At 61.8% G+C, this 23,418-nt stretch carries 19 protein-coding genes, 1 tRNA gene and 1 pseudogene; 13 read left to right on the forward strand and 8 right to left on the reverse strand.

The window, feature by feature from the left end; translation table 11 throughout:
• Positions 1 to 1,805: 1,805 nt before the first annotated feature.
• A complete protein-coding gene (locus AB3L03_RS08300) occupies positions 1,806 to 2,285 on the reverse strand; it encodes a hypothetical protein (protein WP_231188667.1) in 480 nt (159 codons plus the stop codon).
• A gap of 628 nt (positions 2,286 to 2,913) precedes the next feature.
• On the opposite strand from AB3L03_RS08300, the gene AB3L03_RS08305 reads away from it, so the two are divergent.
• From AB3L03_RS08305 to AB3L03_RS08315, 3 genes are all read left to right on the forward strand, one after another.
• The gene (locus tag AB3L03_RS08305; protein ID WP_204510834.1) at positions 2,914 to 3,252 is read left to right on the forward strand and encodes an H-NS family nucleoid-associated regulatory protein; all 339 of its coding nucleotides are present in this window, start codon (positions 2,914 to 2,916) and stop codon (positions 3,250 to 3,252) included.
• Positions 3,253 to 4,296: 1,044 nt separating this feature from the next.
• Complete coding sequence (locus AB3L03_RS08310; RefSeq protein WP_231188768.1) at positions 4,297 to 4,473, forward strand: hypothetical protein; 177 nt, start codon at positions 4,297 to 4,299, stop codon at positions 4,471 to 4,473.
• A gap of 1,036 nt (positions 4,474 to 5,509) precedes the next feature.
• The gene (locus AB3L03_RS08315; protein ID WP_204513899.1) at positions 5,510 to 5,683 is read left to right on the forward strand and encodes a hypothetical protein; all 174 of its coding nucleotides are present in this window, start codon (positions 5,510 to 5,512) and stop codon (positions 5,681 to 5,683) included.
• Positions 5,684 to 6,018: 335 nt separating this feature from the next.
• On the opposite strand, the gene AB3L03_RS08320 is transcribed toward AB3L03_RS08315, so the two are convergent.
• Both AB3L03_RS08320 and AB3L03_RS08325 read right to left on the reverse strand, forming a co-directional pair.
• Positions 6,019 to 6,201 (reverse strand): hypothetical protein, encoded by a 183-nt coding sequence (locus AB3L03_RS08320; protein ID WP_085351024.1) that lies wholly within the window; start codon positions 6,199 to 6,201, stop codon positions 6,019 to 6,021.
• Positions 6,202 to 6,447: 246 nt separating this feature from the next.
• Positions 6,448 to 6,792 carry a hypothetical protein gene (locus tag AB3L03_RS08325; RefSeq protein WP_204513898.1) on the reverse strand — a complete coding sequence of 115 codons (345 nt, stop codon included), beginning with the start codon at positions 6,790 to 6,792 and terminating at the stop codon, positions 6,448 to 6,450.
• 1,752 nt (positions 6,793 to 8,544) lie between these two features.
• On the opposite strand from AB3L03_RS08325, the gene AB3L03_RS08330 reads away from it, so the two are divergent.
• Positions 8,545 to 8,886, forward strand: a complete 342-nt coding sequence (locus tag AB3L03_RS08330; RefSeq protein WP_231190922.1) for a cyclic nucleotide-binding domain-containing protein — start codon at positions 8,545 to 8,547, stop codon at positions 8,884 to 8,886.
• Here the strand turns inward: AB3L03_RS08330 and AB3L03_RS08335 are convergent.
• From AB3L03_RS08335 to AB3L03_RS08345, 3 genes and pseudogenes are all read right to left on the reverse strand, one after another.
• Positions 8,834 to 9,310, reverse strand: coding sequence for a 2Fe-2S iron-sulfur cluster binding domain-containing protein (locus AB3L03_RS08335; RefSeq protein WP_083926417.1), 477 nt, complete (start codon positions 9,308 to 9,310; stop codon positions 8,834 to 8,836). The genes AB3L03_RS08330 and AB3L03_RS08335 overlap by 53 nt on opposite strands.
• Positions 9,311 to 9,385: 75 nt before the next feature.
• Positions 9,386 to 9,665: pseudogene (locus tag AB3L03_RS08340) on the reverse strand (aldehyde dehydrogenase family protein); the annotation flags it as partial.
• 274 nt (positions 9,666 to 9,939) lie between these two features.
• Positions 9,940 to 10,014, reverse strand: a tRNA-Gln gene (locus AB3L03_RS08345).
• A 254-nt stretch (positions 10,015 to 10,268) separates the two neighbouring features.
• On the opposite strand from AB3L03_RS08345, the gene AB3L03_RS08350 reads away from it, so the two are divergent.
• Positions 10,269 to 12,047 (forward strand): acyl-CoA dehydrogenase, encoded by a 1,779-nt coding sequence (locus AB3L03_RS08350; RefSeq protein ID WP_085352538.1) that lies wholly within the window; start codon positions 10,269 to 10,271, stop codon positions 12,045 to 12,047.
• Positions 12,048 to 12,138: 91 nt separating this feature from the next.
• On the opposite strand, the gene AB3L03_RS08355 is transcribed toward AB3L03_RS08350, so the two are convergent.
• On the reverse strand, positions 12,139 to 13,380 hold the full coding sequence (locus AB3L03_RS08355) for an MFS transporter (RefSeq protein ID WP_085352688.1): 1,242 nt from the start codon (positions 13,378 to 13,380) through the stop codon (positions 12,139 to 12,141).
• A 245-nt stretch (positions 13,381 to 13,625) separates the two neighbouring features.
• Between AB3L03_RS08355 and AB3L03_RS08360 the strand changes: the two genes are divergently transcribed.
• The 8 genes from AB3L03_RS08360 to AB3L03_RS08395 all read left to right on the forward strand — a co-directional run bounded on the left by AB3L03_RS08360 (position 13,626) and on the right by AB3L03_RS08395 (position 22,747).
• On the forward strand, positions 13,626 to 14,384 hold the full coding sequence (locus AB3L03_RS08360) for an enoyl-CoA hydratase-related protein (protein WP_204513897.1): 759 nt from the start codon (positions 13,626 to 13,628) through the stop codon (positions 14,382 to 14,384).
• Positions 14,385 to 14,584: 200 nt separating this feature from the next.
• Entirely contained in the window at positions 14,585 to 16,243 is a 1,659-nt protein-coding gene (locus AB3L03_RS08365) for a bifunctional UDP-sugar hydrolase/5'-nucleotidase (protein ID WP_368508426.1), read from the forward strand.
• Between the two features lie 133 nt (positions 16,244 to 16,376).
• Positions 16,377 to 17,306: a histone deacetylase family protein gene (locus AB3L03_RS08370; protein WP_018456262.1), complete on the forward strand. Its 930-nt coding sequence runs from the start codon at positions 16,377 to 16,379 to the stop codon at positions 17,304 to 17,306.
• A 73-nt stretch (positions 17,307 to 17,379) separates the two neighbouring features.
• Positions 17,380 to 17,631: an exodeoxyribonuclease VII small subunit gene (locus AB3L03_RS08375; RefSeq protein ID WP_368508427.1), complete on the forward strand. Its 252-nt coding sequence runs from the start codon at positions 17,380 to 17,382 to the stop codon at positions 17,629 to 17,631.
• Positions 17,632 to 18,229: 598 nt separating this feature from the next.
• A complete protein-coding gene (gene dxs / locus AB3L03_RS08380) occupies positions 18,230 to 20,158 on the forward strand; it encodes a 1-deoxy-D-xylulose-5-phosphate synthase (RefSeq protein WP_026233122.1) in 1,929 nt (642 codons plus the stop codon).
• 33 nt (positions 20,159 to 20,191) lie between these two features.
• Positions 20,192 to 20,746: a nucleoside 2-deoxyribosyltransferase gene (locus AB3L03_RS08385; protein ID WP_368508428.1), complete on the forward strand. Its 555-nt coding sequence runs from the start codon at positions 20,192 to 20,194 to the stop codon at positions 20,744 to 20,746.
• A 26-nt stretch (positions 20,747 to 20,772) separates the two neighbouring features.
• Positions 20,773 to 21,507: a TlyA family RNA methyltransferase gene (locus AB3L03_RS08390; protein WP_085384123.1), complete on the forward strand. Its 735-nt coding sequence runs from the start codon at positions 20,773 to 20,775 to the stop codon at positions 21,505 to 21,507.
• Positions 21,500 to 22,747, forward strand: coding sequence for a class I SAM-dependent RNA methyltransferase (locus AB3L03_RS08395; RefSeq protein WP_204513896.1), 1,248 nt, complete (start codon positions 21,500 to 21,502; stop codon positions 22,745 to 22,747). The genes AB3L03_RS08390 and AB3L03_RS08395 overlap by 8 nt, the downstream gene beginning before the upstream one ends.
• On the opposite strand, the gene AB3L03_RS08400 is transcribed toward AB3L03_RS08395, so the two are convergent.
• Positions 22,748 to 23,350 carry a hypothetical protein gene (locus AB3L03_RS08400; protein WP_204513895.1) on the reverse strand — a complete coding sequence of 201 codons (603 nt, stop codon included), beginning with the start codon at positions 23,348 to 23,350 and terminating at the stop codon, positions 22,748 to 22,750. It lies immediately after the preceding gene.
• Positions 23,351 to 23,418 lie beyond the last annotated feature (68 nt).

Here is a 23,418-nt window from a genome sequence, read left to right on the forward strand (position 1 = left end):
TGCCCATCGTGGCCAGTGCTTGGCCGCCACGTTTGGCAATTATTGATTTTGCAATATTCGCCACTTCAGAAGCGACCACCGTGGCCAAGAAGCGTCACGATCATCCACTCCCGGATTAAATCAAACCTATTTTAAATTAAAGCGTCAGTCTATTTATTTATTTATACGCCGCATTTAATGATTAATGCATCAAAATCAAGAAGAAGGGGGCTCTTGCGCCACTCCTTGCGAGGCGACTCCGGAATTTTACGGCTTTTACCCTGATGCACTCCGTCCGCGAGATGGTCATTGCTTCGCGTAGATCGACAGTCGCAGGGAGCCAACTGGAGCCAAACTCAGCCCTATCTGCGAAGACGAGGCATGAAAGCAACAGCCTCGCAATGCGTCGCGCGTGATTATTAACTTACGCACCCGACGCGCTCCAGGTAAGCCCGCCGTGACGCGGCGAATTTGGCTTTCAATGTGATGCTGGTCATCCTCATGGAGGGCGGTAGCCGTGGTTGTCGCCGGGGGCCCACGTTCCAGAGTGTGAGACCATCGCGGGACTCAAGGGTGGTGCGCTCCTAGAGCGAGGCGCGTAGCCAGACCGCTGACGCAACCCAACTGCTGGGTTATCGCTCAGTAGCCGACGCACGTGCCCTGGAGGGCGGCGAGGAGTCCTCGGCTGGGATTTCTGACATTGCGATGCTCGCGCATGAAGCTTCGCATCTCGTGCTGCCGTCCCGTGCAGTCTCGTTCGCTTTACCGCGCAGCGGGGGTCGGCGAGCAAGCATTCGAAATCCATGTGAAGCTTAAACCGAAAGCAGTTCCCGGTCGGCTTACAAATGGAACCAAATTGACCGCCATTAAATGAGAAATTTGATTATGTCATATAATCATGATGACTCCATCGCAAAAACGAAAAATATGTTGGGGGAAAACATGGGAGGTTGAAATGGAAGCTGCCCGCCGCCTGCGTGCAATGGCGCTGCTATGCCGACAGACTGCCGCACTCCAACCTGAGAGAAGCTGGAAACTGCTTGCAGAGGCAGAGTACTGGGAGCATCTGGCGGCTGCGGCTTCAGCTCATTGAGCTTCGGTGGAGTATTCTTTATCTTTCGCTTTTCGTCGACTTCTTACTTCAAATCATTTTCTGAGGCATGTGATGTCGAGTACGCGTCAGATTTTTTCTAGTGCTGTTCTGAATGAACGGCACCAGGCGCTTCTGGAGGAGCTTAGAGAGGTGGAGAAGCTTCGACGCAAGCTCCGACATGTAGAAGCAAGAACGATGGGCAGAAGACGGCGTACCAAAGCGAGCGGCGGAGCAAGAGCCGTTTAGAGACGGCCGGGACCGCAGTAGCGAGCCTTGGTGACGACGTCGCTGCGACATGTCGGCAACCAGCCAGGCCGGGGTGCCTCACAATGCTCGAACTAACTCGGCGGCGAGACCGGCCGTCGATTCAGGATCGCGCGTTAGCTCCGACCTTCATTCGACGTTGCACTTCGGAACACAGCAACGAGTCGATCGCCTTGCCAAAGCTCAACGTCGTGCTCGTCATGCATTTGCTCGGCTCGGCGTCTCGCCGTCTGCTCATCAATGCAGTCGAGCTTTGCAGCGCAGATCAGTTGCCGGCTGCCGTCCACCACGAACACCTTGTACCGCATAATGCAGTCCGATCCCAAAGGCGACCGTCATCGTACTCGAATGTCCGTCTAAGCCGGTGCCAAACTAGGCGTGGCGCACGGAATCTTTGTACGTGTGGCAGTTCGGCTATACCGGCTCGTGGAATCCATTGATTGCGCGGCGGATGTACCTCGCATCTAAGCTAACGTAATCTCCACGCATGCCGAAGCGTGCGGCTCGAGCTCAAGAGCGAGAGGCCACCAAGCGTCATCAGCAGTACACCGAACCAGGCCGTCCAGCTGCGCGCTTCGCCGTGCGCCTCTGCAGTGCGCGCGCCCAGCGGCATATCTTGAGGTGCGTCGGCGAGAAGCTGCCCAACGTCGACTTGGCCCGGTGCGGAGTGTTCGGAGGTGATCTGGTTGGGAAGATCGACAATGGGGGCCGCCGACCCCGTGCCGAGATTGGAAGCGGCATCAGCTACCTTCATTTCGGGTACAGGCGGCTGAGATTGCTCGGGCGGTGCGGAGCGCAGCACCTCCGCGCGCGCATCAACGACCGCGCTCCACCTCGTCCCGTTCTCGTCCAAACTGGCGCTGCGGTCTTTGGCCATGCGAGCCCGAATCGGCTTCTTCACCGTCGCGATGCCCTCGGCCAGGAACCAGCATTTGCGGCGACCGTCCATTCGGTAGACCCAATGCTGTCCACCAGTGGTCGAGGTACCGGGACGCGGGACGCATTCGGCTTGCGGCGGAGAGGTTACCGTGGGTTGGGGCGTAGCAGTATTGAAGAAGTCGGCAAGAGGGTTGGAAGACGCAGGCGCCGCCGATAAACCTCCGACAAGCACCAAACTGGCGAAGTATAATCGCAAATGACCGGACATCGAAAACTCCCGGGTGCGCCCCACCCCCCGCTCGAACCTTAGCGGCGACAACGGCTCCCATGCGGCTTAAATCGGGCGGCGCGATGAATTAATTAATTGTACTCTTGGCTACCTGATTAATATGCCGGTCACGAGGCAGCGCGATTCATCGAGCCGTCCGCGCCGCCGTCCGGTGATCGCCATCTTTGCGCTCGTCCCCGAGCACGAAAGCGCAACTGGCCAAGGGTGAGTTTGTGGAGGTCACGAGACGTGGCTACCCCGCGCGGCGATTTAAATACTCCGCCACGATATTACCACTGTCGCGCCTTTCTCCCTGCTACCTCTCGTATTAAATGTGGATTGCATGATCAATATTTAACTGAGGGCTTGTCTGTTCCCGGATTCCCGACTTGTCTGCCTGGGCCTTCTGCCCAAGATTAGGGATGGAGCCATGAACACCGCGCATTTCAATTCGCTCTCCGTTGACGAGCTCTGGATATTTCACCAAGAGGTCGCCGCCAAACTCACTCAGAAAATGTTGATGCAAAAAGCACATTTGGAGGAACGGCTCCACAGGATTGGACTGGCCAACGAGGCCACGCGGTTCAATCGCGAGCGCCGTCCATACCCGCCCGTTCGTCCCAAATATCGCAATCCGAAGAACCCGGCGGAGACATGGTCGGGTCGCGGCAGGCTGCCTCGATGGCTGCGGCCGCAGCTTCGAGGCGGCCGAAAATTGGACGATTTCCTAATCGATCGGGCTTCAGCCGAAAAGCGGCAGACCAATTGAGCGCGCGTTGCGGCATTTTGGGATGGAAATGCTGGCGCCGGCTGTTCCCCCTGGGCTCTGAGCTCCTCACATCATCGTTGAAGCGCGGGTCATAACCATGCTTCGAGGCATGGCCATAGCGAGAGCGCTGTGCTGATGGTCTCGCTGAATCGCTCGGGGGCCCGCGGCGCAGTGAGGACATCGACGAGAATCTCAAGCACGCGATGGCCGTGTCTAGTTGTCGTGCCCTCTGAAGTGCCGCCTAACCGCATTCCACGCTCGAAGGACTGGAGGGATGAGCACGATGAAAAGAACCCTGATTGCAACCGGCCTCATTGCGCGCTGCAGGAGTGGTGGGTCGTGATCGTCCGAGCGACCGGCCGTCGTGTTAATCGTCACCGGAGATGGAATTCCTGCTCGCCGAGTAGGTGACGGTCTGCGCGAGGGCAGGACAACTACAACGAACAGAACGTTCACCAGTAGCCATATTCCCACAATGAGAAGAAAAGTACGCACGAGAACGACCATCGTTGATCTAAATCTGCCGAGCTTACTCCTGCCTCATACCCGGCACGCAACCGGCAACACTGCGTTCGCGGACGGAGCCGCTTCAGCGCAGCCGGCACATTTTCGCATCTCCCCGAGGCCGTTGGGTCCCGAGCGCTTTGCGAGCGTCCAGGATCGCTCCCAGCCTAGTCCGGCGCAACACTCGCGTCTGTGCGCTTTCGAACATTCATGCCCCCTTCAGGTATGCTAGTTCTATGCATCATCCGGCGAGAGCCGGACAGGGATGGCTCATCGGCCAAGACGGCCGTCCTCAGCCCGCAATCCCTGAACAGGGGCGGGGTCATGGAGCGTGGCCCAAATATCGCAGCACGAAGAGCGGCGAATTTGGCGGTCCGCATAGAACCAGTATCGAGTTTCGGCAGTTGACTCCGGGTGGATCCGAACCAGCAAACTGATTTGTTCGGGCCAAGGATAAGTTTAAAAGCTAAGCCGGCACACATGAAGGACCTCCGACGACGTTTGGAAAAGGTCCGCGCTGACGCCAGAGAGTTTATGCTGATGAGCCAGCAAGCGACGGACATAGAAAAGCGCGAGCTGTTTAAGCGCTTGGCGGATGAACTCGCCTTCGAGGCTCTCGAGCTTGAGCTAATCGTCAAGAAAAATGAGCGAGCTAATCCGTGCGACCAGCACGAGGTCGTGGAGTTTAAGCCGCCCTCTCAGCGAACGCGTGGCTGATGCGGAAGAGGTCAAGCCGGCTAGATCGGCGTGCACAACCGAACTTTGCGCATGGCTCCGCCAGCGAACGCTGCTCCGCCTTCGCCGCATCGCATTGCGGTTGGGAGGGCCCAATCCGGAAGCGGTGATGTCATTGTACGCCGCCAGCAGTTCATCCATATGGTCCTTCCGTCGATTTCGAAGAACAGCGGGGTTTCAGGCAAGGCGCCGAGGCTACGGAAGTGGTCGACTATTTCTCGGTGAACCTCGATCGCAGCCCACGGACCCACCCGTAAATTTCCCAAGTGTTCGAAACGAGGCGCGCTGGTTAACTGGTGCGGGTGAGCACCGCACCATGAAAACGCCGAAGCCAAAGCAATGGACCGACCGCGAGGTCCAGCAATTGTCGAAGCTGGCACGGACGGGCGCTGGCGTATCGAAGATTGCAGCCGAGCTGGGCCGTCACGCAGGATCAGTGAGGCGAATGGCGCGAACGATAGGGGTATTGTTGAAGAAGTAGCCGTCGAGGAAGCTCGCGCATGCCCCGCCCGAAGGAGCGCAGCACGGCTGACCACAGGCCGGAACCACGACTAATGTCCCGCACAAGCCTGAGCGCGGCGCCAGTATTTCGACCATAGAAGAGCGTCTGATCGAGCTGCGAAAGAATGGTCAGCCCAAATAGCGTGATGGCAATGCCTCTAAACATTGTCGTGGACCGGGTTGAACGGTGCAGTGCAAGTTCAAACGGCCCCGGCCGCAGGTTGGGAGGAACAGCCGGGGCCGGTATTCCCATTCCATGTGCCGCAATCGGCGGTAATCGGCACGCACCTAGCAAGCCAGATAAAAGCTAACGAATTGTTTCGTAAGTCCCGAATTCGGAGCGAAGCGCTGCTTTGGTGTTGCAACGGCACGTGCTTCGCAACGCAACATAGCGCGAGGCGCCGCCCGTACTTGTATGGAGGTTGAACCAAACTTCTTGCCGTTGCGTGTCGTCCATAGTCAACGTCTACTTCAGATTGATTTTGTGACGATCCGCTTTTTCAGACGAGGCCGGTCCATGAGCGTCAAAGCCATGATGGCGACTATCCTCAAGAACCACCTGACATCGCGCGGAGTGCATTCGCTGACGCATTCGGACTGCGCGGAGATCGTGGAGCACTTGATCGAAAAGCTCACTGAGCTTGAGCTTAGTTTAGCGCGAGAAGTAGCCAACAACCAGAAACTGCAGTAGCACGAAGCATGATGAGCAATCGAGACTGACAGCGGCGTGATTGCTGATCCGTTCCGCTGCCCGATGGCCGCAGTCTGAACACGCTGCACGTCGCCACGACCGACGACGCTCTCGGCGCGCGAGCATGATGCGCCGGAATGGTGCCCCTAACGACATTGATGCTGTTTGTGGCACTATCGGCGCAGGTCGCGCCCATGGGCGAGAGACCGTCTCGATTAACCCGACCGAGATGTGTAGAGCGCCGACAGCGACCCAACTCACGACTAGGTGAGTAGGCCATGTGCTTACAAGGCAGAGGCCCCGGAGTGCCTGAGGCGGACCTCTTCCCTCATCAACTAATCGTCGTCCCGGTCGTGAGGATGGTGTTCGAGGTGGTGCTCATGGTGATGGTGCTCTGCCCCACCTCCGTTCACACCTTTTGCCCCAGACGCAGCGATGGCGTTTGACGTGAGTGAGGTCGATAGAAGCAAGGTCATGGCGGGCGGCGTTACGGCCGCAAATCTACCGCAGGTCTTCAAAAATTCACGTCGATCGTCATCTTCTGTCGAGGTATGACATCCACTTCACGAACGTCTTCGGACCGACAAAGGTACCACATTATTTTCAGTTATCCGAATTTAATTCGTAAAATGTATTAATCGATCATAGGCAGCTTAATATTCGGGGTTGAGTGAATCCGAACGTGTACCTCCTCAGCGTCGGTGGCGCTCTTGAGTATGTCCAGAGCAGTGATCCGTCTGGAACGGATGGGAGTATCGTCCTAATTAAATGGACAGCTTCTTGATGTTGTTGTAATTTTCTCGGGTTTCAGCTTCGGAACTGATGTTTTGGAGCAACTCATGCCGGAGTATCGAGCCTACATTCTTGGATCGGACGGCCACATACAGCTTCGCCTTGAACTTGATTGCGTCGACGAACCAACGGCGAGCGAACGAGCCAAGCAGCTCGTTAACGGCCAAGACGTCGAGCTTTGGGAAGGTGCGCGCAAAATCGCGACATATAGGCCAGAAGAGTAAGGTCGCCGACACTGGCGCGCTGGACCAACCCACATTTCGATTGCCGCGACGAGGATCTTGCTCATAGGGGCATAAGCGCACACTGCGCGTCATTCGTGGTCGCCGTTGATCCGGGGGCAATCGTCTCCCGGCGCGAGTAATCATTCTCCTCTGTGCGTGCTTGAGGCTCTGTTCTTTCATTTGCACAAGCGACGTTGCATTCTTGGAAATGGGACGACAGCTCAAGCTCAGCCAAGTGCTCCCAGTATTCTGCTTCCGCGAGGAGCTTCCATTTATTCACGCCATTGTACGCTGCTTGTTGACGACACAGCGAACCCATCGCGCGTAAGCGTCGCACCTTCTCCACTGCGGACCCCCTTCGGCTTGTTTTTCACAAACCTGTTATTTCTGAGTGTCAGAGTTAAAGTCTCGCAGATTGAAATGACAAGCCCGGTGTTTGACTGGTTTTATGACAGCGCAATAGTCTGACTTTTGCCGCTAGCGTGCATCCGGTTGAAACATTGACCTAGATCGATAAACCCCGCTCTTCCGACTGCCCGCAATCCCCCTCGCGGAGGCGCTTAGGAAGGTGGCGGCTCCAGTCCGATGACTGGAGCCTTTTGTCCGCCATCCATCAAAGCAGGTGAGCAGTCCCAGCGCTGAGTGCAATGTCGAGTGTCAGCGCCAGAGCGTCGTCCGCCTGCGCTCTGCGCAGGCATGCAATAAGGTTCGCACCAGCAGCAGTGAACTTTTGAGCGATCCTTCTTCGATTATGGTTAGCTTTTCATCACTCCGACGTTTGATCCTTACTTTGTCTCGCCGCATTGGACCACGAACCTGCTCGACGACCGATGCCAATTGATCAACACAACCCCCGCTATTGCGCGAGCCTCGGAGGGCTATCAGTTACTGCAACTTGGACACTAAGAGCCCGACACACGCAACGAGCGTTGCCGTACTCAGGGTCAAGAGCTGCTCAGTGCGGGCTTGCAGATAGCGGTTAGCAACCAGCTGATTCAGTTGATTTCGAAGCCCCTCAGATCGAATTTGCTGGAATGCCAGTTCGCAGAGCGCTCACACCATCTAATGGGACGTAAGCTCTGACAGATTACGACAGGCGCAAGCAGGAGCCAGCGTGCAGCTTTAAACGTTTACGGGCGTGGATCGATCTCGAAGATGATCGACATGGACCGGACCGAGCGCTTCTTTGCCGGATGACTGTCGTGGGCACGATCTGCCTCTGCGCCGCGTTTACGATGTGGATGCTCGTTTGAGCCGCCACTCATGCCGCCAACGGAGGCGCCCTATTTCGGTGGCTGCCATCTTGGCAAGGCCAGCCACTCGGTTACTGACAAGGTCAGCCACTCGGTTACTGAGACGTGATTTCGTTCTGCCGGGCCTTCCTAAGCAGACTGTCTCGTTTGTCCTGGCGGAAATGACCCGGCTTCATCACGTAGCTGTTGAGCTTCTAGGTCAAGCCGAGCCCCACACTTCCGAGATCGCCGCAGCGCTTGCCGCGTCCCGGAAAGCGGAACTCCCTATGGTGTTACCCATGCGCATTTCGCAATTGTGCAGCGGCGCGCTGGGACCTAACTCCTAAATCATCCTGAGAGACAACAATTCGCCTCCGAGACGCGTGTGGTTGGAGTTTTTGAGATTGAGAACTTCCGCAGCTGAATTGGACTTCGGGGCGCGAGGCGTAGGCGGATTCAAACAAAGTTCGAGTTGGCCGCCCTATGACGCTCGAAATGCGATGCGGCGGATCGTTCGAGGTAGGCCGCAGTGACGCTTCCCGCCGAAATTGGCAACCGACTTCTGGCAACACTGCCGGCGGCGGACCTCGAACTGCTGGCGCCCGAGCTAGAGATGGTAGCGCTCGATCGGGATGCGGTCGTCTCGCAGGCGGGTGACCAGACCGAGCACGTCCTCTTTCCTCATAGTGGCGCCATTTCTGTGATGATCGACATGGCCAACGGACAGACGGTCGCCAGCGCCGCAATAGGGCGCGAGGGAGCAGTAGGCACTCTTTCCGTGCTAGAGCCGTCCCCTTCGGCCGTTACCGCCGTCGTTCGTGCCGCGGGCATCGCCTCGCGAATCCCCTCATCGGACAAGGCGCACGTTCTGTCATTAGACGTTGGCAGTCGGTTGGGCCTATTTAGAGGTCCAAGGTCAGCTTTTTCGACTTTGCACCCGAATAGCAAATCATGATCGTCTTGTTTGTCTCTTGTTCCTGCTTGCTCAGAAACTGCTCGCGGTGATCCGGCATGCCTTCGATCACGCGTGTCTCGCAGGTTCCGCAGCCACCTTCCACAAGCGAAATTCCTGAATCGATCAGTGCATCCAGGAATCGACTTCCCGGGCTCAACGGCAATCGCACGATATCGAAACATAACGGCCGTGCCCATCTTCCAACCCAAGATCGCGCGAACCATCGGTTTGCTTCAGCGACGCGGAGCCATCTATCCACGGCCGCACGGGTTTCTCGCGACAGATTGATTTCGAAATGGCCTGGAGAAATATGAGATACCGCTCCACATGTCGGGCGAACTGAACTCACGGGCCAACTCAGCCAGCCGTCAAAGCCCCGACCTTGAGCCAGAAGGTGTTCTGCGGATTCCGACGCGTGTGCCATCACGGCCGGAAACACTTTTGCATTGGCGGACGCTGGTCGTGACGAGCGCCAAGACCCGATGCGACGAGAGCAACTTCATGAGTAGAATCCGAGAACGGCCTTTGTCTCGAGATATTCTTCCAAACCCCTCTAGGCCGTACTCCCGGCCGTTGCCGGAACGCTTGTATCCACCGAAAGGTGCGTTCGGGTCCCAGTCAGGATAGTTCACATGGACCTGACCAGACCGGATCTCTCCGGCTACGGCCCGCACCGTTTCCATATCCGTGCCCTGCACGTGGGCGCCGAGGCCGTAGACAGTGTCGTCGGCGATCTCGATCGCCTCCTCCACTGTGTTGTAGGAAATGATGGACAGCACGGCGAATTCCGCACCAATGCATTATTTCGACTGCTTGTCCGATTGTTCGCTGTAGTACCCTATCCTACGATGAGGGCGTAACAGACCACCCCAAGTAGCCTCGGCGGTATATACTGAGATGAAAGCCACGGAGATAGGCCACTATGGTCGATGTAATGCACGACGCCGTTTAGTTTGATTCGGGAACGAGCATCAGAAGCTCCATTTCCAAACGCGTTCAAAAAATTCGGCGGCATCAGAGCTGCTTACATAACGAACTCAGCAGCTTAAGCGCTGGCTGGGGCGGGAGGGATCGAACCTCCGAATGGCGGAATCAAAATCCGCTGCCTTACCACTTGGCTACGCCCCATCAGGCCCTCGGGAAACGGCGGCGACAGGAGCGTCCGCGGATTCCCTCGAGTGGTGCCGGTCTATAGGGAGAGGCGCGGCATTTCAACCGCCCGGAGGGGCAAAATACCACAGGCGCCGGTGGCGCCGCGCCATGCCTTACAGGAGCGCTACGCCAGCCCGTTGCCGACGGGCGTTCCGCCACCCCTCCTGACAGTTGAGACCTCCCCCGTTTCATGGGAATACGGCGCCAAGAACTGTCCACGGGAGTGAGCCATGACCTACCGCGCGCCGATCTCTGACATGCTGCTGTCGCTCAACCACGGCGCCGGCCTGAAAGCTGCCATGGAGGCCGGCCATTACGGCGATTTCGACGGCGATATCGTGAGCGCCGTGCTGGAGGAAGCCGGCAAGTTCGCAACCGACGTGCTGGCGCCGCTCAACAAAGTCGGCGACGAGCACGGCATCAAGCTCAGCGACGGCAAGGTCACGACCGCGCCGGGCTGGCCGGATGCCTACAAGCGCTGGACCGAGGGCGGCTGGAACGCGGTCTCGGGCCCCGAGGATTTCGGCGGCCAGGGCCTGCCGCTCGCGATCAACGCCGCCTGCACCGAGATCTGGAGCGCCGCCAACGTCGCCTTCGGCCTCTGCCCGCTGCTGACGGCGTCGGCGATGGAGGCGCTGGACGCGCATGGCAGCGACGAGCTGAAGAAAATCTATCTCGAGAAGCTCGTCTCCGGCGAATGGACCGGCACGATGCAGCTGACCGAGCCGCAGGCCGGCTCCGATGTCGGCGCGTTGCGCACCCGCGCCGAGAAGCAGGCCGACGGCACCTATCGCATCAAGGGGACGAAGATCTTCATCACCTACGGCGAGCACGACATGACCGACAACATCGTGCATTTCGTGCTGGCGCGCCTGCCGGACGCGCCCGCAGGGACCAAGGGGATATCGCTGTTCCTCGTGCCGAAATTCATGGTCAACGAAGACGGCTCGCTGGGTGCGCGCAATGACATCTTTGCCTCCGGCGTCGAGCACAAGCTCGGCATGCATGCCTCCCCCACCTGCACCATGACCATGGGCGATCATGGCGGCGCGATCGGCTTCCTGGTCGGCGAAGAGAACCAGGGCATGCGCTGCATGTTCACGATGATGAACCAGGCCCGCCTCGGCGTCGGCCTCGAAGGCGTCGGTGTTGCCGACCGTGCCTATCAGCAGGCATTGTCGTACGCACAAGAGCGCAAGCAGGGCCGCGCCCTCGGCAACAAGGGTGACGGTTCCGATGCGATCTTCGTGCATCCCGACGTCAAGCGCATGCTGATGCGGATGCGGGCGCAGACCGCTGCGGCGCGCACCATCTGCTATGCGACCGCGGTGGCGATCGACGTCTCGACGCGTGCCAGGGATCCGAAGGTCCGCGCCGACGCTGCAGCGCGTGCGGCATTGCTGACGCCGATGGCCAAGGGCTATTCGACCGACATCGGCAACGAGGTCGCCTATCTCGGCGTGCAGGTGCATGGCGGCATGGGCTTCATCGAGGAGACCGGCGCGGCGCAGCACTATCGCGATGCCCGCATCACCGCGATCTACGAGGGCACCAACGGCATCCAGGCCATCGACCTCGTCACGCGAAAGCTCGCGGCCAACGGCGGCGCGTCGGTGTGGGCGCTGCTCGACGAACTCTCCGCAATCGTGAAGCAGGTCGAAGCCTCCAACGATCCCGCCTTCGGCACCACGGGCGTGAAATTGCGTGAGGCACTGGAGGCGCTGACGCGCACCAGCAAATGGCTGCTGGAGCGGCTTCCTTCCGCGCCGAACGAGGCGCTGGCCGGCGCGACGCCGTATCTGCAACAGTTCGGCGCCACGCTCGGCGGCTGCATGCTGGCGTCTGAAGCGCTCGCCGCGAAATCCGACGGCATCGCGGACGCCGGGCGCTACGTCTCGCTGGCGCGCTTCTTCGCCGAGAACATCGCCGTGCAGGCCGGCGCGCTCGAGCGCACCGTGACGGAGAGTGCGGAGTCGGTCGCGGCAGCGGATGCGGTGCTGTTGGGGTAGCTGGGACGCGTAGCCCGGATGGAGCGCAGCGCAATCCGGGGCCATCATTGCTGGTGACACGAATTCCGGATTGCGCTGCGCTCCATCCGGGCTACGAAGCCGCAAGCTTCGTACGTCGCCCCGGCCGCCATAGTACGACGCTCGCCGCCACCACGTCGAGCACCACGCACATCGCAAACGCGCTCGTGTAGTCGCCGGTTACGCTGCGCACGAGACCGACGATGCCGGGGCCGAAGGCGCTGACGATGCCGCTGATCGAGGTGCCCAGCCCCATCGCAGCGGCGAAGGCGCTCGCGCCGATCTCCCGCTGGATGATCAAGGGCGGAAACGTGATCATGTTGCCGATCGAGAAACCGTAGACGGCGCAGCACACGAGCAGCACGGTCGGATTCGTGCTTTGCAGAAGCACGAACAGCGCCGCCGCCTGGCTCGTCATCGATGCCGCGCAGGCGAGCCGCGGATCGAGCCGGTCCACGAACAGGCCGAGCGAGAGGCGCCCGACCACCGCCATCGCCGCCATGACGGTGACGGCAAGGCCCGCACTGGCGCGGCCGATCAGCGGTTCGAGGAACGTCACCTGATGGATGATGAATCCCATCTGCGCCAGCAGCGCGACCGCGATCGGCAGCACCATGGTCCAGAACGCCGCGTTGGCGAGCAGCGTCTTGCGTGAGTGAACCGAAGGCAAGGCAGTGCCGCCAGTGGATGAATTCCCACCCGACGTCGGCGGCATTTCGGTTCGCCACCCGGTGAAGATGACCACCACCGGCAGCACCAGCACCACCATCGCCAGCGTGGCCGCCAGCATCGCGGAACGAAAGCCGATGCTGCCACTCAGCGACAGCAGCAGCGGCACGAGCACGATGCCCCCGCAGGTCGCGCCGTTGTAGGCGAGGCTGAGCGCGAGCCCGCGGCGCCGTTCGAACCAGGAGTTCAGCACGGTCGCGATCACCACCGTGCCCATGCCGGTCCAGCCGACCGACATCAGCGCATAAGCGAGATAGAGCTGCCACGGCGTCTGCAGCAGCGCCAGCAGCACCGTCGAAGCGCCGAGCGCCGACAGGCCGCACAGGATCAGCGACCGCAGCCCGATGCGGGCGAGCAGATCGTCGGTGAAGATGACGAGGACGGCAGTCAGGAGAAAGGAGAAGGTGCTGGCCGCGGAGACCAGCGTGCCCGGCCAGCCATGGGCGCGCTGCAGTTCCGCGAGATAGACGCCCTGACCGTACAGGCCGAAGCCGAACATGAAGAAAGCCATCAGGAAGCAGGCCAGCACGACGCGCCAGCCGCGATAGTGCAGCGAGGATTCGTCAACACGAGTGGCGGCAATCATCAATCGGGCAATCGGCCAAATGGAACGGCGCGAGGCGATCGTGCACCACAACCAGTGGTTTTTCAATCGAAAATGGCGGTTGATCATTGCAACGCGGAACACGGCGGCGAGCGTGATGCGCCCGTCTCGGGCGAATTCGGTCTCCAAAAGGTCGCGCTAGCGCATTGGCACGCCTGCAAGATGATGTAGGCTGACGTTTCGCGAGTCTAGCAATGTCAGTATCGCGGCGACCGCAGGGGCCCCTCATGCCGAATGGCAATATCGTCGTCAGCGAAGAGCGCGGAACGCGCGTGATCACCCTGCGCCGCCCGAGCAAGAAGAACGCGATCACGCAGGACATGTATCGGGAGATGAGCCGCGCGATCGACACCGCGCAGAACAATCCCGACATCCGCTGCATGATCATCACCGGGGGCTCCGGCGTGTTCACCGCCGGCGACGACATCGACGATTTCATGCACGCCGACACGTCGCGCCCCGAGACGCTGTCCGACGGCGCCAAGTTTCTCTATTCGCTAGCTCACAACGCCAAGCCGGTGATCGCGGCCGTGGACGGCGCGTCGATCGGCATGGGCACCGTGATGCTGTTCCATTGCGACTATGTGCTGGCCTCGAACGCGGCGACCTTCTCCGCGCCCTACATCCATCTCGGGCTCGTGCCGGTCGGCGCGTCCAGCCTCTTGATGCCGAACACGATGGGCTACCAGCGCGCCTTCGCCATGCTGGTGATGGGACGGACTTTTACGGCCGCGGAAGCGCATGCCGCCGGCTTCGTCAACACCGTGGTCTCGCCGGGTCATACCGAGGTCGAGGCACGCAAGGTGGCGCGCGATATCTGCCGGCTTCCCGCCGAAGCGGTCGCGATCTCGCGCAAACTGCTCCGCGTCGCATCCGAGGAGCTCACCCGCCGCATCGATCAGGAGGCCCATCTGTTCGGCGAGCGGCTGAAGTCGGAAGAAGCCACCGCCGCGTTCAACGCGTTTATGAACAGGAAGAAGCGGTAGGCTGTCTTCCCTCTCCCATGGCGGGAGAGCCTGGCTCGCCGCAAAGCGGCGAGACGGGTGACGGGTTCTATCCGCGAGTCGAACTCACATTTGAATTTGCGGAGACACCCCCTCATCCGGCGCTTCGCGACACCTTCTCGAGAAGGGGAGAAGGAAGAAAGCTTCGTGAAATCTTCGTGCGGAACGACTAGTCTGGTTTCATGCAACATGTTCTCCGGCTGACCGTCTTCTCGCTCGCGCTCGCCGCCCTGCCCGCGTCCGCCCAAACCGCCGCACCCGTCGAGCTGCGCATCCTGGCGATCAACGATTTCCACGGCAATCTGCGCCCGCCGCCGGGCGGCATCCGGATCAGCGATCCCGAGGACAAGGCCAGGAAGGTGATGGTGGCGGCCGGCGGTGCCGAATACATGGCGACGCTGGTGAAGCAGCTGCGCGAGGGACACAAGAACACGATCTTCGTCGCCGCCGGCGACCTGATCGGCGCGAGCCCGTTCCTGTCGGCGATGTTCCACGACGAACCGTCGATCGAGTCGCTCTCGATGATGGGGCTCGCGATCAGCTCGGTCGGCAATCACGAATTCGACGAAGGCAAGACCGAGCTCCTGCGGATGCAGAACGGGGGCTGTCATCCCGTCGACGGCTGTCAGGGGCCGCATTCCTTTACGGGCGCCAGATTCCGCTATCTAGCGGCGTCCACCATCGAGACGGCGACGGGCAAGAGCGTGCTGCCGCCTTACGAGATCAGGGAATTCGAAGGCATCCCCATCGCCTTCATCGGGCTGACCTTGAAGGACACCGCGGGCATCGTCTCGCCATCGGGCATCACCGGCCTCGAATTCCGCGACGAAGCCGAAACGGTGAACGCGCTGGTGCCGCAGCTGAAAGCGGGTGGGGTCGAGGCGATCGTAGTGCTGATCCACCAGGGCGGCGAGCCGGCCGGCGACTACAATGAATGCCCTGCTATCACGGGGCCGATCGTCGACATCGTGAAAAAAATCGATCGCGCCGTCGACCTCGTCGTCAGCGGCCACACCCATCGTGCTTATGTCTGCGATATTGACGGGCGGCTCGTCACCAGCGGCGACAAATACGGTACCCTGGTCACCGCGATCGACCTCAAGCTCGATCCGGCGACGCGCGACGTCGTCGGCGCCAGGGCGGAGAACGTCCTCGTCGCCAATGCCTCGCTGCCTAGGGATCCCGAGCAGACCGCACTGATTGACGCGTACGACAGGCTTTCGGCGCCGATCGCCGATCGCCCGGCTGGATCGGTGACGCAGACGCTGTCACGCGTGCCGAACGAGGCCGGCGAAAGCCCGCTCGGTGACGTCATCGCGGACGCGCAGCTCGCCGCGACCAGGGACGCCAAGGACGGCGGCGCCGTCATCGCGCTCACCAATCCCGGCGGCATCCGCACCGACATCGTTCCAAAGGAGAACGGTGCGATCACCTTCGGCGACGTTTTCGCCAGCCAGCCGTTCCGCAACCAGCTCGTCACCATGACGCTCACGGGCAGCCAGCTCAAGGATATGCTGGAGCAGCAATGGCTCGATCCGAAGCGGCCGCGGATACTCCAGGTCTCGAACGGGTTCAGTTACGCCTGGGATGCGGCGAAGCCATTCGGCGAGCGCGTGATCAACGAGAAGATGACGCTCAATGGCAGGCCGATCGAAGCCGGAAGCGGCTACCGCGTCACCCTCAACGATTACCTCGCAGTCGGTGGCGACGGCTTTACGGCCGCCAAACAAGGCACGGGGCCGCAATATGGCGGCTACGACGCCGACGCGCTGTTCGCGTTCTTCAGGGCGCACGGACCGATCGGGCCGTTGCCGCTGAGCCGCATCCTGCGCGTGAATTGATCCGGATCAAACGGGCTGGTTCGGGACACCCTTTGCCATTCCCGGGGGAACGCATAGATTGGGTTTTGCATTTGCGTTTTGGCGCCGGATGCGCCAAGCGACGTCGAGAGCCCGCATCCCATGAGGCCGACTGATGAGTACGCTTCTCCTCTCCCACAAGGCCTGCCTCGACCACGTCACGCCGCCGGGACACCCTGAAAGGCCGGACCGCCTGCGCGCGGTGGAGGAGGCGCTGTCGCATGAGCGTTTCCAGTTCCTGGTGCGCGACCAGGCGCCGGAGGGCGATCTCGATCTCGTCACGCTCTGCCACAACGAGCACTACGTCACGGAGCTGCGCCACATCGCGCCGACCAGCGGACAGGTCTATATCGATGGCGACACCTCGATGTCGCCGGGCACGTGGGAAGCGGTGATGCGCGGCGTCGGCGGCGCGGTCGCAGCAACCGAAGCGGTGATGGCGGGCGAGCATCGCAACGCCTTCGTCGCGGTGCGCCCGCCCGGCCACCACGCCGAGATCGGCAAGCCGATGGGCTTCTGCTTCTTCGACAACGTCGCGATCGCCGCGCGCCACGCGCAGCGCAAATACGGCATCAAGCGCGCGGCCATCGTCGATTTCGACGTTCATCACGGCAACGGCACGCAGGACATCTTCTGGTCGGACCCGACCGTGATGTACTGCTCGACGCACCAGATGCCGCTGTTTCCGGGCACCGGTGCCAAGAGCGAGCGCGGCGACCACGACACCATCGTCAACGCGCCGCTCGCCTCCGAGGACGGTGGGCCGGAATTCCGCATCGCATTCGAGAATTTGATCCTGCCGCAGCTCGAAAAATTCAGCCCGGAACTGCTCGTCATTTCTGCCGGCTTCGACGCGCATTATCGCGATCCGCTGGCGTCGCTGAATTTGCGCGCGGAGGATTATGCCTGGGTGACGCGCAAGCTGATGGACCTCGCCGACAAGACCGCCGGGGGGCGCGTTGTTTCTGTGCTCGAGGGCGGCTACGACCTGCAAGGACTGAAAGAATCTGTTACGGCGCATGTCGGCGCCCTGATGGGCGCCTGATACACCCGCCACATTGCGCCCGCAAAACTTTGCTTTCTGCGACGTGAACCGAATCGGGCAATCGGAAACTTATATGGCCGAAAATACCCAAATCGACATCTCCAGGCTGACCTTCGAACGCGCCATCGAGGAGCTCGAAACGATCGTGAAACGGCTCGAGGACGGCAAGGTGCCGCTCGAGGAATCCGTGACGATCTACGAGCGCGGCGAGGCCCTGAAGCGCCGCTGCGAGGAGTTGCTGCGCCAGGCCGAGGCGCGCGTCGACAAGATCACCACCAATGCCAGCGGCCAGGCGACCGGCACCGCGCCGCTCGACGTCCAGTAAGGGCCGCCTTCAAAGCCGCCTATCTCACGCAGCGCGCACCGGCAATTTTTCATGATCGCACGCCGCCGTCGGCGTTGCTGCTGCTTGATTCCAGGGAACCGGCGCTCCGGAGATTATGGAACCTCCCTCAGAGCGCTCCTCGCCCTCCTGAATCCGGCCTAAAAATAGCTTCCCCACGCGAAAAACCTTGCCGAGGAACCGGGCTAGCTTGGAACCCTTCCGATGGCGCCATGATTAACCACTCTGGCCCGCGGGTTGCAGGTGCATGCCCGTAATCGGGCCCAGCGGGTTGGCTTTGGCCCAAGCTTTGGTGTAAAGCTGCGCGGAGTGTGGCTTTTTGTAAGCCTTGCGTGGGCACTGATTACCGACGACAAGCGCTTCAAACTGCTGATGAATTGGCTGGGATGGACGAAGCCGATCTAAGTGACAGGGATCACAGAGACTGAACCGGAGAGCGCTTAAGCTCACCTAAGCTTGAAGACGGGGCTTTGCCCCATGCAGGTGGCTCCGACGGTTTAAGGACTCGCGCTGCGCCGATATTGAGCAAACCCATCGCGCGCCGGAACGATCTTCCGGCGCTGACAAATTGGAAATCGCCGTGAACGCATATAGTAAAACGCCGCTTCTCGACACCATCCGGACGCCGGACGACCTGCGCAAACTCAAGGTCGAGCAGGTTCGCCAGGTCGCCGACGAGCTGCGCCAGGAGACCATCGATGCCGTCTCGGTGACCGGCGGTCACTTCGGCGCAGGCCTCGGTGTGGTCGAGCTCACCACTGCAATCCATTACGTCTTCGACACCCCGCGCGACCGGCTGATCTGGGACGTCGGCCACCAGGCCTATCCGCACAAGATCCTCACCGGCCGGCGCGATCGCATCCGCACGCTGCGCACCGGCGGCGGCCTGTCCGGCTTCACCAAGCGCAGCGAGAGCGATTACGATCCGTTCGGCGCCGCGCATTCCTCGACCTCGATCTCCGCCGGCCTCGGCATGGCGGTCGCGCGCGACCTCTCCGGCGGCAAGAACAACGTTATAGCCGTCATCGGTGACGGCGCGATGTCGGCGGGCATGGCCTATGAGGCCATGAACAATGCGGGGGCGATGAACTCGCGCCTGATCGTCATCCTCAACGACAACGACATGTCGATCGCGCCGCCGGTCGGCGCGATGAGCGCCTATCTGTCGCGGCTCTACTCGGGCAAGACCTATCGCACGCTGCGCGATGTGGCCAAGCAGATCAACCAGCGCCTGCCCAAGATCCTCGCGAACCGAGCCAACCGCGTCGAGGAATATTCCCGCGGCTTCATGATGGATGGCGGCACGCTGTTCGAGGAGCTCGGCTTCTATTACGTGGGCCCGATCGACGGCCACAACCTCGACCATCTCCTGCCGGTGCTGAAGAACGTGCGCGACATGGAGACCGGCCCGATCCTGCTCCACGTCGTGACGCAGAAGGGCAAGGGCTACGGCCCGGCGGAAGCCTCCGCCGACAAGTACCACGCGGTCGTCAAGTTCGACGTCGCGACCGGCACCCAGGCCAAGTCCAAGCCGAACGCGCCGGCCTATCAGAACGTATTCGGCCAGAGCCTCGTCAAGGAAGCGGAGAAGGACGACAAGATCGTCGCCATCACCGCGGCCATGCCTTCCGGCACCGGCGTCGACATCTTCAACAAGGCGTTCCCGGACCGCACCTTCGACGTCGGCATCGCCGAGCAGCACGCAGTGACGTTCGCCGCCGGTCTCGCCACCGAGGGCTACAAGCCGTTCTGCGCGATCTACTCGACGTTCCTGCAGCGCGGCTACGACCAGATCGTGCATGACGTCGCGATCCAGAGCCTGCCGGTTCGCTTCGCCATCGACCGCGCCGGCCTCGTCGGCGCCGACGGCGCCACCCATGCCGGTTCGTTCGACAACGCCTATCTCGGTTGTCTGCCGAACATGGTGATCATGGCCGCGTCCGATGAAGCCGAGCTGGTGCACATGGTTGCAACCCAGGTCGCGATCAATGATCGTCCGAGCTCGCTGCGCTATCCGCGCGGCGAAGGCCGAGGCATCGAGATGCCCGAAGTCGGCATTCCGCTCGAGATCGGCAAGGGCCGCATCGTCCGCCAGGGCAGCAAGATCGCCCTGCTCTCCTTCGGCACGCGCCTCGCCGAATGCGAGAAGGCCGCCGACGAGCTTGCAGCCCACGGCCTTTCGACCACGATCGCTGATGCGCGCTTCATGAAACCGCTGGACACCGAGCTCGTGCTCAAGCTCGCGCGCGACCACGAGATCCTGATCACGATCGAGGAAGGCTCGGTCGGCGGTTTCGGCTCGCATGTCGCGCAATATCTGACCGATCAGGGCGCGCTCGACAGCGGCCTGGTGCGGTTCCGCACCATGGTGCTGCCCGACGTGTTCCAGGACCACGACACCCCGGCGGCGATGTACGGTCGTGCCGGTCTCGACGCCAAGGGCATCGTCGCCAAGGTGTTCGAGGCGCTCGGCAAGGACGTCAAGGCCGAGACGGTCAAGCTCGCCTGATAGCGAGCTTCGACCTTCCGCGAAGCAGCTGTGATGAAAATCTATCTGGCAGGCCCCGACGTGTTCCTGCCAGATGCGGTCGAGATCGGCCGGCACAAAGTCGCGGTCTGTGCCGCGCACGGCGTCACCGGCCTCTATCCCCTCGACAACGAAATCGACCGCGCCGCGCCCGACGCCTCGCGGCAGATCTTTTGCGGCAACGAGGCGATGATGGACGCGGCCGATGCGATCATCGCCAACCTCACGCCGTTCCGCGGCGCCGGCGCCGATCCCGGCACCGTCTACGAGCTCGGCTACATGGCCGGCCGCCGCAAGTTCTGCCTCGCCTATTCCAATGACGGTGCCGCCTATGCCAACCGTGTCAGTCGCTTCATGGACGTGACGTCCGAAGACGGACGGCTGGTCGATGCGCAGGGGCTGACGGTCGAGGATTTTGGCCTCGTCGATAATCTCATGATGATCCACGCGCTGGAGCTGCATGGCTGCCCGCTGGTGACGCCGGCGCAGATGCCGATCGACGTCTGGCACGATCTGGCCGCGTTCGAGGCTTGCGTCCGGATGGCGGCCGCGCGATTGATCGCTACATAAGCGCCTCAGGCGTCTTCGGAGAGATGATGTCCCCTGCCCGCAAGCGCGCGGATGTTCTGCTGGTCGAGCGCGGCCTGTTCGAGAGCCGGGCGCGGGCGCGCGCGGCGATCGAGGCCGGGCTCGTCACCGCCGACGACAAGCAGGTCGCAAAGCCGTCGGAGACCATCGCCGAGGACGCCGTGATCCAGGCCGAGCCCGCGCACCCCTACGTCTCCCGCGGCGGCGTCAAGCTCGCCGGCGCGCTGGAGCGCTACCCGATCGAGATCGAGGACCATGTCTGCCTCGACGTCGGCGCCTCCACCGGCGGATTCACCGAGGTACTGCTGGCGAATGGCGCGAGCCTCGTCTTTGCCGTCGATGTCGGCACCAGCCAGTTGCATCCCTCGCTGCGCGGTCACGCCAAGATCGTGTCGATGGAAGAGACCGACATCCGCGCCTATGACGGCAAGCGCCTGCCGGCGCGGCCCGATGTCGTCGTGATCGACGTCAGCTTCATCTCGCTCAAGACGGTGCTGCCCATCGCGCTGTCGCTGGCCGCCGCGCCGATGAGCCTGCTGGCGCTGATCAAGCCGCAATTCGAGGCGGACCGGAAGCACAACAAGAAGGGCATCGTCCGCGACGCCGCCGTGCACCGCGAGATCTGCGACGACATCGCCGCCTTTGCTGCCTCGCTCGGCTGCACCGGTATCGAGGTGTTCCCGTCGACGATCACCGGCGGCGACGGCAACATCGAATTCTTCCTGGGCGCGCGCCGTGGTTGAGCGCGTGACGATCGATCACGTCGGCCATCGCGGCGACGGCGTCTCGCTCGACGCTGGCGATGCCATCTATGTGCCCTACACGCTCGGCGGCGAGACCGTCGAAGTCGATCATGTCGTCGGCAATCATCCCGACCGCCGCAAGCTGCTGGTAGTGGACGTCGCCAGTCCCGAGCGCGTCGCGCCGTTCTGTCCGCATTTCGGCGTCTGCGGCGGCTGCGCGATCCAGCACTGGGCGACTGAACCGTATCACGCCTGGAAGCGCGGCATCGTGGTCGAGACCCTGGCCCAGGCCGGCATCGACTGCGAGGTGACGCCGCTGGTCGACGCTCACGGCGCGGGGCGCAGGCGCATCACGCTGCACGGCCGGTTCGGCACCCATGACATCCTCAAGGTCGGCTTTTCGGCTGCCAGCGCGCACGACGTCATCCCGATTGATCGCTGCCCGATCCTCGATCCCGGGCTCGAGGGTGCACTCGATGCCGGTTGGGCGCTCGCCGAGCTGCTGACGTCCAAAATGCCGGTGACGAAACCGCTGGACATCCAGGTCACCGCGACCGCCAACGGTCTCGATGTCGACGTGCGCGGCTCCGGCCCGCTGCCCACGTCGCTCGTGACGGCGCTGTCGCGCGTCGCCGAGCAGCACCGCCTGGCGCGGCTGACACGGCACGGCGAACTGGTGCTGCAACGCCTGCCACCGACCCTGCAGATGGGCCGCGCCGAGGTGACGCTGCCGCCGGGCTCGTTCCTGCAGGCGACCGTCGCCGGCGAAGAGACGCTCGCGTCGCTGGTCGCCGAGCGCATCGGCAAGGCGAAGAACGTTCTCGATCTCTTCTGCGGCGTCGGGCCGTTTGCATTGCGGCTCGCCGAGAAGGCCCGCGTCACCGCCCATGACAACGACGCCGGCGCCATTGCAGCGCTCGCAAAGGCCGCGCGCACGCCGGGTCTCAAGCCGATCAAGGCCGAGCCGCGCGATCTGTTTCGCCGTCCCCTGGTGGCGCCGGAGCTGCGCGATTTCGACGCCGTCGTGTTCGACCCGCCGCGCCAGGGCGCGCAGGCGCAGGCCTTGAAGCTCGTCGCGAGCAAGGTGCCGGTGGTGGTCGCGGTCTCCTGCAATGTCGCGACCTTTGCCCGCGACGCGCGGCTGCTGATCGATGGCGGGTACAAGATCGACGTAGTCGTGCCGGTGGATCAGTTCCGCCACACGCCGCATGTCGAGCTCGTTGCGAAGTTCACGCGCTAGTTAGCGTCGAAGGCCATTCAACGCCGGCGACTCGCCGGGCAGCATGTTCGATCTGAGATCGCTATCCATGCGGCCCGAGTCCTGCTGGGTGAACCCGGCCCCAAACGACAGGCTGAGGTTGGAGGTCGGCTTGAGCTCGACACCCGCAAATGCGCCGTAGCCGGGCGAGGCGCTGGAGGTGAGCGGCGCAAGCGAGCTGCCAATGCCGCCGCCGTATTTCAGGGTGTCGAACCCGGCAAAGAACGTGACGGGCATGCCGCCCGCGGTCTTGGTGTTGTAGCCGAACTGCGTGCTGTCGTAGGAGAGCGCGGTGAAATTGCCGCTCAGTCCGGCCGGGCTGAGGCCGCTCCAATTGAGATTGCCATGCTGGCTGCCGACAAAGAAGCCGTTCGCAGAATTGCTGCGGCCGCTTGCGTCGCCGCCATTGAAGCTCGGGAAAATGCCGTAGCTATCGGCGCTCTGGCCGGCAACACCGCCGAAGCCGAAAGGTCCGCCGGGGATCCAATATTGCAGGGGTGCGGCTTGCGCATGAGCCGGCGCTTCGCCGAGGCAGAGCAGGGCAAGAAAAACCGCGAGACCGCAAGAGGGTGTAAGCCTGAACATTCAATAACCGTCGAAAAGCTTGCGAATTATACCCACCAGACATCATGAATGCCAGCATAGCGACACCA

The organism is Bradyrhizobium lupini, assembly GCF_040939785.1.
GTDB classification, from domain to species: Bacteria; Pseudomonadota; Alphaproteobacteria; order Rhizobiales; family Xanthobacteraceae; genus Bradyrhizobium; species Bradyrhizobium canariense_D.

What these genes read in the sequence shown, in the direction of transcription:
- AB3L03_RS08400 (WP_204513895.1), bottom strand. Translation starts at nt 23,350, where the DNA reads ATGTTCAGGCTTACACCCTCTTGCGGTCTCGCGGTTTTTCTTGCCCTG.
- AB3L03_RS08310 (WP_231188768.1), top strand. Translation starts at nt 4,297, where the DNA reads ATGAGCCAGCAAGCGACGGACATAGAAAAGCGCGAGCTGTTTAAGCGC.
- AB3L03_RS08385 (WP_368508428.1), top strand. Translation starts at nt 20,192, where the DNA reads ATGAAAATCTATCTGGCAGGCCCCGACGTGTTCCTGCCAGATGCGGTC.
- AB3L03_RS08330 (WP_231190922.1), top strand. Translation starts at nt 8,545, where the DNA reads ATGGTAGCGCTCGATCGGGATGCGGTCGTCTCGCAGGCGGGTGACCAG.
- AB3L03_RS08370 (WP_018456262.1), top strand. Translation starts at nt 16,377, where the DNA reads ATGAGTACGCTTCTCCTCTCCCACAAGGCCTGCCTCGACCACGTCACG.
- AB3L03_RS08375 (WP_368508427.1), top strand. Translation starts at nt 17,380, where the DNA reads ATGGCCGAAAATACCCAAATCGACATCTCCAGGCTGACCTTCGAACGC.
- AB3L03_RS08365 (WP_368508426.1), top strand. Translation starts at nt 14,585, where the DNA reads ATGCAACATGTTCTCCGGCTGACCGTCTTCTCGCTCGCGCTCGCCGCC.
- AB3L03_RS08305 (WP_204510834.1), top strand. Translation starts at nt 2,914, where the DNA reads ATGAACACCGCGCATTTCAATTCGCTCTCCGTTGACGAGCTCTGGATA.
- AB3L03_RS08325 (WP_204513898.1), bottom strand. Translation starts at nt 6,792, where the DNA reads ATGACGCGCAGTGTGCGCTTATGCCCCTATGAGCAAGATCCTCGTCGC.
- AB3L03_RS08390 (WP_085384123.1), top strand. Translation starts at nt 20,773, where the DNA reads ATGTCCCCTGCCCGCAAGCGCGCGGATGTTCTGCTGGTCGAGCGCGGC.
- AB3L03_RS08335 (WP_083926417.1), bottom strand. Translation starts at nt 9,310, where the DNA reads ATGGCACACGCGTCGGAATCCGCAGAACACCTTCTGGCTCAAGGTCGG.
- AB3L03_RS08360 (WP_204513897.1), top strand. Translation starts at nt 13,626, where the DNA reads ATGCCGAATGGCAATATCGTCGTCAGCGAAGAGCGCGGAACGCGCGTG.
- AB3L03_RS08300 (WP_231188667.1), bottom strand. Translation starts at nt 2,285, where the DNA reads ATGGACGGTCGCCGCAAATGCTGGTTCCTGGCCGAGGGCATCGCGACG.
- AB3L03_RS08315 (WP_204513899.1), top strand. Translation starts at nt 5,510, where the DNA reads ATGAGCGTCAAAGCCATGATGGCGACTATCCTCAAGAACCACCTGACA.
- AB3L03_RS08355 (WP_085352688.1), bottom strand. Translation starts at nt 13,380, where the DNA reads ATGATTGCCGCCACTCGTGTTGACGAATCCTCGCTGCACTATCGCGGC.
- AB3L03_RS08350 (WP_085352538.1), top strand. Translation starts at nt 10,269, where the DNA reads ATGACCTACCGCGCGCCGATCTCTGACATGCTGCTGTCGCTCAACCAC.